This is a genomic window from Streptomyces nymphaeiformis (genome assembly GCF_014203895.1).
Taxonomy (GTDB): domain Bacteria; phylum Actinomycetota; class Actinomycetes; order Streptomycetales; family Streptomycetaceae; genus Streptomyces; species Streptomyces nymphaeiformis.
Window position 1 is genome coordinate 1 of the sequence record NZ_JACHJY010000003.1, and the last position, 13,182, is coordinate 13,182.

The 13,182-nt window shown below is 71.9% G+C and carries 8 protein-coding genes; 2 read left to right on the forward strand and 6 right to left on the reverse strand.

The window, feature by feature from the left end:
* Both GGE06_RS10275 and GGE06_RS10280 read right to left on the reverse strand, forming a co-directional pair.
* Nucleotides 1-3,251, reverse strand: a 3,251-nt coding sequence (locus GGE06_RS10275; RefSeq protein WP_184930646.1) for a non-ribosomal peptide synthetase, incomplete at its 3' end; no start/stop codon positions are given.
* A 207-nt stretch (nucleotides 3,252-3,458) separates the two neighbouring features.
* Nucleotides 3,459-4,808, reverse strand: a complete 1,350-nt coding sequence (locus tag GGE06_RS10280) for a helix-turn-helix domain-containing protein (RefSeq protein ID WP_184930647.1) — start codon at nucleotides 4,806-4,808, stop codon at nucleotides 3,459-3,461.
* 337 nt (nucleotides 4,809-5,145) lie between these two features.
* On the opposite strand from GGE06_RS10280, the gene GGE06_RS10285 reads away from it, so the two are divergent.
* Nucleotides 5,146-5,361 carry a hypothetical protein gene (locus GGE06_RS10285; protein ID WP_116163274.1) on the forward strand — a complete coding sequence of 72 codons (216 nt, stop codon included), beginning with the start codon at nucleotides 5,146-5,148 and terminating at the stop codon, nucleotides 5,359-5,361.
* A 110-nt stretch (nucleotides 5,362-5,471) separates the two neighbouring features.
* On the opposite strand, the gene GGE06_RS10290 is transcribed toward GGE06_RS10285, so the two are convergent.
* Nucleotides 5,472-8,519, reverse strand: a complete 3,048-nt coding sequence (locus GGE06_RS10290; protein ID WP_184930961.1) for an AfsR/SARP family transcriptional regulator — start codon at nucleotides 8,517-8,519, stop codon at nucleotides 5,472-5,474.
* A 185-nt stretch (nucleotides 8,520-8,704) separates the two neighbouring features.
* Between GGE06_RS10290 and GGE06_RS10295 the strand changes: the two genes are divergently transcribed.
* Nucleotides 8,705-9,103 (forward strand): nuclear transport factor 2 family protein, encoded by a 399-nt coding sequence (locus tag GGE06_RS10295; RefSeq protein WP_116163272.1) that lies wholly within the window; start codon nucleotides 8,705-8,707, stop codon nucleotides 9,101-9,103.
* Between the two features lie 49 nt (nucleotides 9,104-9,152).
* Here GGE06_RS10295 and GGE06_RS10300 read toward each other — a convergent pair whose 3' ends face one another.
* From GGE06_RS10300 to GGE06_RS10310, 3 genes are all read right to left on the reverse strand, one after another.
* Complete coding sequence (locus GGE06_RS10300; RefSeq protein ID WP_116163270.1) at nucleotides 9,153-10,661, reverse strand: right-handed parallel beta-helix repeat-containing protein; 1,509 nt, start codon at nucleotides 10,659-10,661, stop codon at nucleotides 9,153-9,155.
* A 172-nt stretch (nucleotides 10,662-10,833) separates the two neighbouring features.
* Nucleotides 10,834-11,241 carry a hypothetical protein gene (locus GGE06_RS10305; protein WP_147321124.1) on the reverse strand — a complete coding sequence of 136 codons (408 nt, stop codon included), beginning with the start codon at nucleotides 11,239-11,241 and terminating at the stop codon, nucleotides 10,834-10,836.
* A gap of 194 nt (nucleotides 11,242-11,435) precedes the next feature.
* A complete protein-coding gene (locus GGE06_RS10310) occupies nucleotides 11,436-12,833 on the reverse strand; it encodes an APC family permease (protein WP_184930648.1) in 1,398 nt (465 codons plus the stop codon).
* Nucleotides 12,834-13,182 lie beyond the last annotated feature (349 nt).

The following is a 13,182-nucleotide window of genomic DNA, read 5'->3' on the forward strand; positions in this document are numbered from 1 at the left end:
CTGTCCCCCTCCAGCTCCGCGAGCAGCCACAGTCGCCGCTGGGCGAACGAGGCCGGAGCCAGTTCACCGTCCCCCTCCCCCGCGACGAGCGGCGGGACGGCCCGTACCCCGCTCTGCTCGGCGAGCAGCTCCGCGAGTCCCGCCACGGTCGGGTGCCCGAACACGTCCTTGATCGTCAGCCGTACGCCGAAGGCCTCGGCGATGTGGTTCGTCAGCCGAGCTGCGAGCAGCGAGTGGCCGCCGAGGGCGAAGAAGCTGTCGTCGATGCCCACGTGGGCGGTCGTGTCCAGGGTTCCGGCGAACAGCGCGGCGAGGATCTCCTCGGTCTCGTCGCGCGGGGCGCGGGCCGTGGTCAGCGCCTTCGTCGGCGTGGGAAGGGCCCGCTTGTCGATCTTTCCGTTGGGTGTGACGGGCAGGCGGTCGAGCGTGGTCAGGTACGTGGGGACGAGGTGCTCGGGGAGCCGGTCGGCGACGTGCCGGCGGATGTCCTCGGGATCGGCGTCTCCGTCCGTGACGACGATGTAGGCGGCCAGGCGCTTCTCGTGGACGGTGACGACGGCCTGGGTGACCCGGGGATGCGTCAGGAGCGCGGCCTCGGTCTCGCCGGGTTCGATGCGGAAGCCGAGGATCTTGATCTGGTCGTCCGCCCGGCCCTCGTACAGGAGGCGTCCGTCCCGGTCGAAGCGGGCCAGGTCGCCCGTCCGGTAGAGCCGGCCGCCCGCGGGGCCGAAGGGGTCGGGCACGAAGCGGGTGGCGGTCAGGTCCGGTCGGCCCAGGTAGCCGTGGGCGAGGCCTTCGCCCGCCACGTACAGCTCGCCCGTCACGCCCGGCGGGCACAGGTCGAGCTGTGCGTCCAGGACGTACGCCGGCTTGTTGACGAGCGGGGTGCCGATCGGGATCACCGCGTGGGGCTCGTCCCCGGGCTCGACGGTGTGGGTGGTGGCGTAGATCATGACCTCGGCCGGTCCGTAGCCGTTGAGGACGGTGATGCCGGGCCTGAGCTGCTGGAGCTTGTGGACGTGCGCCGGGGAGGCCGCCTCGCCGACCGTGAAGGCGGTGGTGACGGTCTCGAAGGCCTCGGGGTGCTCGTCGGTGAGGTAGTTGAAGAGGGTCGCCGAGAGCAGGAGCGTCGTGACGCGGTGGCGGCGTGCGAGGTCGGTCACGAGGGCGGGTTCGGGTTTCTGTCCCGGCTGGAGGACCGCCGTGCCGCCGTGGAGGAGAGCGCCCCAGAACTCCAGGCTGAACGCGTCCCAGGACACCGGCGAGCACTGGAGGTACACCTGCTCCGGTCCCACCGGCAGGTAGGGCTGGCCGATGAGGGTCGCCACCAGGTTGCGGTGGGAGGACAGGATGGCCTTCGGCCGGCCGGTCGAGCCCGAGGTGAACATGAGGCAGGCGGGGTCGTCGGGGCCGAGCGGCAGGCCGAGGTTGCCGGGGTTGTGGGCCAGGAGTTCGCCCGGGGCCTCGGTGTGGGTCTGCCAGGGTCCGTCGACGCGCTCGGCGAGCATCGGGCGGGTGACGAGGTGGCTGATTCCGGCGTCGGTGGCCGCCGAGCGCAGTCGGTCGTCGGGGAAGTCCGGGTCCAGGAGGACGTGGGCGGCGCCGGTCTTGAGGACGGCGAGCAGGGCGGTGGCGAAGCGGGTGCCGCGTTCGAAGAGGATGCCGGCCATGTCGCCGCGTCCGAGGCCGCGGGAGCGGAGGTGGCGGGCCCAGCGGTTGGCGGCGGCGTTGAGTTCCGCGTACGTGACCTCTCCCGTCTCGTCGATGAGGGCGACCCCGTCGGGGAAGCGTTCCGCCTGCTCCTCGAACCGCTCCACGAGGGTCGTGTGGACGGCGTCGGCCACGGGCCCGGCCCACTCGCCCGTGAGGAGCTCGCGCTCCGTCGCCGACAGGACGTCGAGGTCGGCGACCCTGTGATCGCCCGGTCGCTCCGTGGCGAGGACGGAGGAGAGGAAGGCGGCGAACCGGTCCTGGTGGGCGGCCACGGCCGTCACGTCGACGCCGTCGACGGGGGTGTCGAAGTCGATGCGCAGGCCGTTCGCGGCGCCCAGGTCGAGCACGGCGACGCTGAGGTCGTCGACGGGGCCGTTGCTCACGTTGTGGTTGACCGTCGGGTGGCCGCACACGGTGAGCTCCCCGTGGAAGCCCATGATGTTGAGGACGGGGGTGGCCAGCCTGCGGGCGTCGTCGATGACGCCGGCGTCGCGGCACAGGTCCTCGTACCGGGTCAGCTGGTGGCGCAGACCGTGCTTGACCTCGGCTCCCACCGAGCGGACGAGTGCGCCGAGGGAGTCCTCGGGCCGGACCCGGATCCTCAGCGGGACCACGTTCGACGACATGCCCGGGGTGCTGCGGGCGAGCTTGGAGGTCCTGCCGGTCACCGGCAGGGCGATCATCAGCTCCGTGCGTCCGGTGACGCGGTGCAGGTAGACCGAGAAGAGGGCCACGAGGAGGACGGACCAGGTGGCGCGCTCGCCGCGTGCGACCGAGCGGAGCCGGTCGGCGTCCGCCGGGGACACCCGTACGCTCCGGCGGGCGAAGGGCAGTCCGCCGTGCGCGGCCGTCGCCCGGCCGGTGCCCCGGACGAGGCCGGCGGGTGCGTCCGGGGCACCGGCGAGGTGCTCGCGCCAGGCGGCGCGCCCGGCGGCGGCCTCCTCGGAAAGCCGGTACTCGGCGTCCTCGGCGAGCAGCTCCGCCAGGCTCCCGAACGGGGAGGGCCCCCAGGGCTCGCCCGCGACGGCCTGCTCGTACAGCTCGACCAGCCGCGCCAGCGCCATCGAGACGCCCACGCCGTCGACGACCAGGTGGTGGAACCCGTAGAAGTAGAAGTACCTCTCCTCGCCGAGCTTGATCAGCGCGCAGCGGACCGGCGGCTGGTCGGTGAGGTCGAAGGGGGCGCGGATCAGGGCGTCGACGATCCGCCAGGCCTCGCCCTCCGGGTCGTCGGTGCCGCTCACGTCGGTGAAGGGCAGGCTGCGCGTGCCGGCGTCGGTGTCGACGAGCTGCCACACCTGCTCGCCGTCGTCCTCGAAGCGGCGGATGCGGAGGAAGTCCGCCTCCTCGACGAGCCGGCGCCAGGCGGCGGCCATCAGCTGCGGGTCCACGGGGCCGTTGATCTCGCGGCACTCGGCGACGTTGTACTTCACGCCGGTGGGGTCGAGGGCGTGTGCCGTCCAGATGTCACGCTGGGCCACCGAGAGCGGCAACCGGACGGCAGCCGGAGCGGGTGCGACGGGCGTGTCGAACGGCATGAGGGGCTCCTGTGGAGGTCACGGCGGAGGAGGGGGTCTTCTTCGAGGGGAGAGCGCGGCGGGGCAGTCGCCATACAACCCGTGGGCCGGGGCCGGGAGCGGCAGTTGATCCGGCGGTACGCCAGCGGTTCGGCGGTGGATCGGCAGTTGGTCCAGCGGTGCGGCGGTGGATCGGCAGTCGAGCGGCAGCGGTCGCGGTGCCGCCCGTCACGAGGACGGCGTCGTCACCGCGCTCACGTCCCCCGCGAGGGCCCGCACCACGCTCAGTACCCGGAACGCCGAGCGGCCTCCGTCCGAGCCGGCTCGGATCGCGCCACTGACCAGCAGGTCGCGGACCATGCGGCCGCAGTGCGGCAGGGGCATGCCGGTCAGCCGGACGACGTCCTCCAGGACGAACACGTCCTCGCTCGCGGCGCACAGCGCGCCGATCAGGTCCCGGTGGCCGTCGGGGAGCGCGGCGAGCGTGCGGGCGACGCGCTCGCGGAGGCGGGAGCCGGACCGGCCGTCGGCCAGGTGGTCGAGCAGCGGTGCCGGGTCGGACTCGACGATGCCGCGCAGCGTGGTCAGGTCGCAGACGGTGAGCCAGGAGGCCGCGGCGGCCAGCGCGAGGGGGTGGCCGTCGAGCCGGTGGCTGACCCAGGCGACATCCGCGAGGACCCGCTCGTCGGGAACGATGTCGGGGCGGACGTGGCGGAGCCGGCTGAGGAAGAACCGGGCGGCGGGCGCGTCGGGGCGGACGCCCTCGGAAGGGTCCGGGGCCTCCAGCGGGGAGAGGAGGAAGAGGCGTTCGCCGGGGACGTTCCAGGGTTCGTCGGCGGTGACGAGGAGGCGGAGTCCGGGCAGCTCGCGCAGCAGCCGGCTGAGGCGCTGGAAGTCGAGCAGCGCGGTGTCGACGCCGTCGAGGACGAGGAGGGCCGCGCGGTCGCCGAGCGCGCCGGCCAGTTCGGGGAGGAGGTCGTCCGCGTGGCCGTCGCCGTGCAGGAAGGCGGCGCAGTCGGCGGTGAGGGCGGCGGGCCGGCCGTCGCAGGACGGGAGGCAGTCGGCGACCGCGCCGGGGGCGGTGTGCCACAGCACCGGGAGACCCGCGTCGTGCAGTCGGGCCGCCGCTTCCAGGGCCACTCTCGTCTTGCCGACGCCGCTCAGCCCGACGACGGTGATCAGCCGTTCGGCCCCGGAGCGCAGTTCCTCCGTGAGGACGGTGGACTCGGCGTCCCGTTCGATCAGCGGGTGCAGCGGTACGGGCGGGGCCGGCCGCTCGGTGGCGAAGTGGCCGGTCCCGACGCCGCCCCGGTGTCCGTGTCCCCGTCGGACCGCGTCCTCCAGGGCCGCACGGGCCCGGGGGCCGAGCCGGAGGCCGTCGGCGATCAGCCGGATCGTGTCGGCTCTCGGACGCTGCGCCTTGCCCTTCTCCAGGTCGCGGATGGCGCGGACGCTGATGGTGGAGAGGTCCGCGAGCTCCTGCTGGGTGAGGCCGATGCGGAGCCGGTGGCCGCGTATGAGGGTGCCGAGTGCGGCGGTGGCCGTCACGGTGTCCTCCGGGGAGAGACTGGTCGTCATGAGAAGCTCCCGCTGGTCGAGTTGGGGCGGTCCTCCGGTCGGCGGCCCGATCGGGCCGCCGACCGGGGGCTGCGCCTCGCCGTCTGCTGGAACCCATCGTCCGGACGCGACTATTCAGGGGGCATCCCGGCACTAACCGGCCGCCGTCCCTCCGGACGTGGAGATGCCCGGGCCCCGGTGCCCGGCGATAGCGGCATGGTCACTCGTGATAGCGGTGCGGGCGGGGATCGGTTCCGTGATAGCGGGGTGATAAGGCAGCGAGCGGTGCCGTGAATCCGCGTGTTCCTAAGTTGGTGGTCAGAAGGAAACGCCGCACACCAACGAGAGGCAGGATCCGATGTCGTACTTCTCCACCACCGCCGCCCGCACCTCCGTCCGCGCCGCCGTGACCGCCGCGCTGATCGTGGTCCTGACCGGGGCGGGCGTCCAGGCGAGCTGGGCCGACGAGACGACGGGCAGCACGACGAGCACCACCCCGGTCTGCACGACCGTGGTCGACGCCACCGGCGCCACCATCACCACGTGCAGCAGCGACAACAACCCCTGGGACTGACCCCCGTCGGGCCCGGCCGCCGCATCAGGCCGACCCTCTCGTCAGGCCGACCCCCACCTCAGGCCGGCCCTCTCCTCAGACCGACCCCCTCGTCGGGCCGGTCCCCCTCTTCAGTAGCCGGTCGCGAGCAGCCTTTCCGCCTCGGCGAGTTCGCGCCCCATCCGCCGCTCGCGGAACACCTCGACCGCCGGGACGAGCAGCTCCCTCGACCGCCCCGGCTCCGCGTCGAGCAGACGGGCGAGGTCCAGGCGCGCCAGCGCGCCCCCGCTAAAATCCATGACGCCCTCCCGCGCGGTCACCGCGCGGTCGAAGAAGTCCCGGGCCCGGTCGGGACGGCCCATGATGACGAAGGCGTGTCCCAGGTCGCGGAGCAGATGGCCTTCTCCGATGACGTCGCCGGAGTCCCGGCAGAGCTCCAGTACTTCCGTGAAGGTCAGGACCGCCAGGTCGCTCCGGCCCTGTTCGAGCAGCAGTTGCCCGACGCGCCGCAGTGTGCGCGCCCGGCCGCCCGTGTAACCGACCCCTTCGTAGATGTCGAGCGCCTCGTCCAGCTGGCTCTGTGCCTCCGCCGTCTCGCCCTGCCGCATCCGGATGTGGGCGCTCTGGGTGAGGACGATCGCGCGGCCGACGACGTCGCCGGCCCGGTCGAAGTCGGCCAGGGACCTCCGGTACAGCTCCAGGGCCGAGGAGTCGTCACCGCTGGTGCGCGCGATGAGCGCCATGTCGCGGCGGCAGAGCGCCTCGCCCATGGGCTCGTCGAGTGCCTGGAAGACGTCGAGCGCCGAGGTCAGGGACTGCCGGGCCGTGTCGAACTGGTTGCGGCTCATGTAGAGCGAGCCGAGCGAGGCCCGTATCGCGGCGGTGCCCCGCAGGTTGCCCGCCTTGCGGACGGCGGCCAGCGCGCTCAGATGGGTCTGCTCCCACAGGTCGTAGTGTCCGCGCACCTCGAACAGCGTGACGAGCGAGGTCGCGAGGTCCCAGCTGAGGTCGTGGAGGCCCGCGTCGGCGGTGTGCTCGACCATCCCGCACAGGGAGGCCTGTTCGGCGTCGAGCCAGGCCAGCGGGTCGGCGAGCACCTCGTCCGTGTAGGAGTCCGGGGGTTCCCAGCGGGGCGCGTCGCCGTGCAGGACGGTGAAGTCGCCGCCGTACACCTTGCGGTGGGCCTGCTGGGCCAGGTGCATCCAGCCGCCCGCCATCCGGGCGAGCGCCTCCTGCCGTGCCTCGGGCGTGTGGTGCGCCGCCAGCTGCTCCCGGGCGTACACGCGGATGATCTCGTGGAAGCGGTAGCGGAAGCCGCCGGTCCGATCCACTCCGGCGACGTCCAGCATCTGCACGTCGACCAGCGGTTCCATCAGGTCCGAGGGGAAGGGGCGGCGGTCGTCGAGCAGGGCACCGGCCAGCCAGCTCGGCAGGGTCGGTGCCTGCGCCATGCTCAGGAGGCGAAGGAGCCGGCGGTCGTCCGGGGCCAGGCCCTCGTACGTCAGGGACAGGCTGGCGCGCATGGTCATCTCGCCGTGGGTCAGTTCGTCGAGGCGGTGCCGCTCGTTGGCGAGCCGCTGCACCATGGACGCCAGGGTCCAGTGCGGGCGCGCCGCGAGGCGGGCGGCGACGATCCGCAGGGCCAGCGGGAGGCGTCCGACCGTGCGGACCAGGGCCTCCGCTGCCGCGGCCTCGCCCGCGACCCGCTCGCGTCCGATGATCCGCGAGAGCAGTTCGAGGGCGCGGTCCTCGGCGAGCACGTCGAGTTCCACGCGGTGCGCGCCGGGCAGGGCGGTGAGGCGTGCCCGGCCGGTGACGAGGACGGCGCAGCCCCGGCTGCCGGGGAGCAGCGGCAGCACCTGGCCTTCGCCGCAGGCGTCGTCGAGGACGACCAGGACGCGGCGGGAGGCGAGTCGGGTGCGATACATCTCTGCCCGCTCGTCCAGGGATTCCGGGATGAGCTGGCCGGGGATGCCGAGGGCGCGCAGGAACCGCCCGAGGACCTCCTCGGGGGTGGCCGGGGTGCCGGTCGTGCCGCGCAGGTCGCAGTAGAGCTGACCGTCGGGGAAGCCGGTCTCGGAGAGCATGTGGGCGACGTGCACGGCGAGGGTCGACTTGCCGGTGCCGGGCTTGCCGGTGATGGCGGCGAGCCCGACGGTGGTGCGGCCGGGCCGTCCGGTGAGCGCCTCTTCGAGCGCGGCGAGCTGGCCGGCGTCGGAGACGAAGTCGGCGACGGCGGCGGGCAGCTGGTGCGGTACGGCGTCCTGGCGTACGGACTCCGGGGCGGGCGGGGCCGTCGGCTCGGGCTCCTCCTCCGCCTCCGGTGCCGCCGTCCGCTCCTCGGCCTTGTCCGCCGGGACGCGTACGGATGCGGGTACGGGTGCGGGCGCGGCGGGCGCGGGCAGTCGGCCGGCGAGGATCGCCGACTCCAGTTCCCTGAGCTCGCGGCTGGGTTCCAGGCCGAGTTCCTCGGCGAGGAACCGTCGCGTGGTGCGGAAGGCCTCCAGGGCCTCGGCCTGTCGTCCCGACCAGTAGAGCGCCTGGATGAGCTGACCGCGCAGCTTCTCCCGGAGGGGGTGTTCGTGGACGAGCCTCTGCAGTTCGCCCACGAGACCGTCGTAGCGTCCGAGTTCGAGTTCCAGTCGGATGCGGAGTTCGACGGCGGTGAGGCGTTCCTCGTTGAGCTGGCGTGCCTTGTTGGCCAGTGGGCCGCTGTCGAGGCCGGACAGGCAGTCGCCCTGCCAGAGCGTCACGGCGTCCCTCAACAGCCGCACGGCCTCGTGGAGTTCTCCGCGTTCGCGCAGCCGTCGGGCCCGTAAGACCAGGGTGGTGAAGAGCGCCGCGTCCACGTTGCCGGCGTCGGTGTGCAGGACGTACCCCGGGGGGCGGGTCGTGATCGAGACCTCTCCGTCCGCGCCCGCGAGGAGCTTCCGCAGCCGCGACACGCAGATCTGGACCTGGGTGCGGGCGGTCTCCGGCGGGTTGTCCTCCCAGATGAGGTCCACCAGATGGTTGGTGCTGACCACCCGGTTCACCTCGAGGAGCAGCGCCGCGAGGATCACCTCCTGGCGGCCCGGAGGGAGCCGCAGCGGCCCGACGGGGCCGTGGACCTGGAGCGGCCCCAGGACCCGGAAGACGAGGGGAGACGGGTCCGGGAGCTCCTGGGATCTGTCCCCGATGTCGTCCGTCACCGATTCCCCCACCAAAGAAACGAGTTGACACTTCAGGACCAAGTGTGGACAGTCTCCACAACCACCCCCGCCTTGTCCATGCCGTGAAGATCCCGGTCGGAGATAGAGGGGGGATAACGTGGAGTTGGCGGCTCCCCCCAGAATCCTGGCCGAGAGCGAAAGGGGCTCAGCCGTTGAACCGCCAAGAAGACACGAGCACCGGGCTGCCGGGACCGGCCGACCTGGTCACCGCCGCGGGAATCGACCACGTCCGCCTGGTCTACGACTACCTCGACGCCGGTGACCTGGACTCGTGCGCCTCCCTGCTGCACGAGGAGGTGGTCCTCGAACTGCCGGGCCTGCCTCCGTTCCACGGCCGGGCGGCTGTCCTGCACACCCACTTCGGGCACACCCTGCCGACGGCCCGCTACGCGATCGACCGGGTCGTCGGCCAGGACCGCAGTGTGGTCGCCACGGGGCGCCGCGTGGTGCCGGGCACGGACGGGCAGGACCTGCGTTTCGTCGACCTGTTCACGATCGCCGACGACGGCATGGTCCTGGCCTGCACCCGGTACTACCACGTGGCACCGTGAGTCGTGCCCGAGGACGGACCCCACCCGTCCTCGGGAGGCGTCGGGACGGCTACAGACCCGGTCCGTTGTACGCACCGCGGTGCGGCTTCGTGGTGGCGCTCACCGGGTTGGCCCAGTAGTCGCGGCCTCCGTTGCCGCTGATGACGGAGCCGTTGTTCAGGGCGGGGGACGTGGAGCGCAGCTTGTAGCCGTCGGCGGAGTGGATGGTGTCGCCGCCGGTGCCGGGGTTCACGAACTGCGGGTCGCCGACGATGCCGTTGGCGGTCGGCCGGGGCACGCCCTGGAAGACGTTCCACAGCCAGGAGATCCCCGCCGCCGTGGGCAGCCGGGAGTCGGCGGTACCCACCCAGATGTTGTTCTCGACGACGCTCTCGTCGGGGAGCGTGATGCTGAACTTCCTGTCCGTGCAGTAGAGGACGTTGTTGTAGAGGTGCAGGGCCGAGCGTCCGGCGCTGACGCTGCTCATGCGGCAGTCGTTCTCGGAGATGTTGTAGCGGATGACCTGCTGGGCGCCGCCGATGGTGCCGCAGCCGTCGCAGTCGAGGAAGAAGCCGCCGATGTTGTCGCGGCTGAAGTTGTACTGGATCGTGCAGGTGCCGGTGTTGCCCCAGTCGCAGTCGAAGGCCTGGCTGTCGGCGACGGACATCCGCGTGATGCCGTACACGGCGTTCTTCTGGATGGTCGGGTCGTGGTCGCCCAGCACCCAGATGCCGGCGAAGTTGCCGCCGGAGAAGGGGTAGACGCCGTTGCCGACGCCGGAGGCGTTGTTGTACTGGATCATGGGTGCTTCGGCGTAGCTGGCGATGATGCCGTCGCCGCCGACGTCCTTCAGGGTGTTGTTCTCTATCAGGACTCCGGTGCCCTTGACGGCCATGGCGCCGACGCGGATCTTGAGGCCGCCGCCGCCCGTGTCGCTGATCTGGTTGTCGTGGACGTGGACGTCGTTGAGGGTGGAGTTCGTGCCGGTCGCGCCCGTGACGACGCCCGCGGACTGGACGTAGTCCTCGGTGGTCGGGCTGTTCTTGTTCGTCTGGCCGGCCACCCGGTCGATGACGAGGCCGCCGATGTCGAAGCCCCGGTGCGCCGTGCCGTCGGTGGCGGAGATCCGCAGGCCCGTGCGGCGGGCGAGGGAGGCGGCGGGGTTGGTGATCTTGAGGTTGCTGATCCGCCAGTGGTCCTGGTTGGTGAGGGAGACCGCGTTCGGGGCGCCGCCGCCGTCGATCACGGGCAGGGCGCCGGAGCCGTAACCGGTGAGCTGGACGGGTGCGGTGGCGGTGCCGCTGCCCTGGGGGGCGAGGGCGCCGGTGCAGGTGGTCCCGGAGGCGAAGGCGAGGGTGTCACCGGGGCCGTACGTCCTGGCGTTGGCCTGTCCGATGCTGTTGAACGGCGCCGCGAGGCTGCCGTCCCCGGCGGTCGCCTGTGAGCAGTCCACGTACGTGACGCTTCCCGCGGCCTCGGCGGTCGGGCCCGGGAGTGCGGCGGTTCCGCCGAACGCGAGGACGGCGACGAGAAGCCCGCGGCCTGCCGAACGGCGTCCGGGAAAAGCTCTGATGGTCATGACGCAACAACCTTTCTGGCGGTCGGATGCGGCCAGAAAGTAGGTGCGGCCGGTGATCGAGTCAATGCGTTCTCGTCGATTGATCGAGTTTCGATCAGAGGATGGGCGATTGGTCGATCCTGGGGGCGCGGGTGCGCGGGTCCGGGTCCCGCGCACCCGTGCGTACCCCCGTTCAGAACCCCGCAGCGGCCGGTACGAGGCGGAGGCGGCAAGCGTCCAGGGCGCTGTCGAGGTGTGTGCCGAGGCCCGGTTCCGGGTCCAGGACGGAGAGGCGGTGCATGGTCAGCATCGCGTCCCAGGCCGAGGCCCTGGCCAGGGGCGAGGCGCCCATCGGGACGTCTTCGAGGTGGGTCCAGAGGTGGGCGCCGAAGCCCAGATGAATCGTTCCTGCCCGGGATTCCTCCTCGTCCAGGGCGCGACGCGCGGCCGTCAGGAAGGTCATGGCGTCCTCGGGGCCGAGCGCCGAGACGACGACCCGGAGGTGGGAGGCGGTCAAGGCGGTGACCTCGGCCCACTCGGCCGCGTCACCGAAGCGCTCGCACAGGCGTACGTTCAACAGGTGTTCCATGTCAGCGGTCATGCATGCACAGATACGTTTCCGCAGCCCACGTCGCCCGTCACGACACGCGGGAGCTCCCGTCCGCCCCCCGTACGGAGTGATCGTCCCCCCGGTGCCGTACGGCGCGCGACACGAACGGCCCACACGACGGAACGCCCGAGGGCCGGGGCGCACGAAGCGCTCCGGCCCTCGGGGGGGGGATGGTTCCGGCAGGGTCAGACCTGCTCGTCCTCCGGGATGCTGACCAGCCAGCGGGTGTCCTTGCGCGGCCTCAGGTACAGGACCCAGTAGAGGGTGGCCACCGCCGTGATGCCGCCGGTCCACAGCAGGTACTCGGCGTCCTGCATGTACAGGACGTACGCGAGCACGCCGATCAGGACCACCGGGACGGCCGGCCAGAGCGGCATGCGCCACGCCGCGACCTCGCGGTGCGCGCCCCGGCGGCTGAACAGCGCCGCCACGGCCACCAGCAGGTACATGCCGGTGACGGAGACGCCGGTGACGCCGTAGAGGGTGTCGAGGTTGACGAAGCAGAGGGCCGCGCCCGGCACGCCCACGACCAGGGTGGCCACCCACGGGGAGCCGAAGCGGCCCAGGCGGGAGAGGGCGTTGTTGACGGGCTCGGGCCAGGCCTTGTCGCGGGCCGAGGCGAACAGCACGCGGGAGTTCTGGATCACCATGACGATGCCGGCGTTGATGATGGCGAGCGCGACGCAGAGGCTGATGAAGGTGCCGACGGCGGAGTTGGACCAGGCGTTGATCATGCCGCTGATGTCGCCGCCGGTGAGGGTCTCCAGGTCGCCGGCGCCGAGCGTGATGGCGACGACGGGCACCAGGATGACGGCGGTCGAGATGGCGAGGGTGGCGAGCACGGTGCGGGCCACGGACTTGCGCGGGTTCTCCAGCTCCTCGGAGAGGTAGACGGCCGTCGAGAAGCCCTGGGTGATGAAGAGGGCGATGGCAAGGCCGGAGACCACCATGGCGCCGGTGACGAGCGAGTGCGAACCGCCGGCGTGCGCGACCTCGCCGTGGAGCAGGGAGCCGACGCCCCGCTGGGAGTGGGCGAAGCCGAGGATCGCGACGATGCCCGCCGCGACCACTTCGAGGACCAGGAAGATGCCGGTGATCCAGGCGTTGGCGCGCAGGTCGAGGAGGCCCGCGAGGGTCGCGAGGAGCATGACGCCGGCGCCGGCGATCGGGGCGGGGATGTGGACCAGGGGCGCGAGGTAGTCGGCGGTCCCCATGGCGATCACCGGTGGCACGATCATCACCACCAGCAGGGACAGGACGAACACCAGCCAGCCCGCCAGGCGGCCCGAGAGGGTGGAGACGATGGCGTACTCGCCGCCCGCGCTCGGGATGAGGGTGCCCAGCTCGGAGTAGCAGAACGCCACGCCGATACAGAGCAGCGAGCCGATCGCGATGGTCAGGGCCGCGTACGTGCCGACTCCGTCGAACAGGTCGGGTACGACCACGAAGAGGGTGGAGGCGGGCGTCACGCACGACAGCGTGAGCAATGTGCCGCCCACGACACCGATGGAACGCTTGAGCTTCTGCGGCACAGGGCCGGTCTGAGGGGCCAACGCGTGCGGTGCGCTGAGGGTGTCGGTCATCAGGCGGTTCCGATCGATGCGTGCGGTGATTCTGAGCGGGAGCGGTATCGCCTCCGGGGCGGCTGATGATCAGGTGGTTCCGTGGGCTCCCGGGCTGAATGGAAGCGTGAGCAGAACCGCAGGTCAATGCCCCACCAGCTGCGGAATCCGTTGTTCCGACACGCCGGATCGGGGCGCCGGGGCGCCAAGAACGCGTCAAGACCGCCGAAACGCTCCGTGCGGGAACCGCAGCCCGGCCGGGACAACTTTTCCCGCGCTTTACCGCCGATCCACATGCTGGAATACCGGGCGAACCGGACAGAACCGTCCCATGTGGCCGGCGCCGGTCCGCGCGATGTCACGTTCCCGG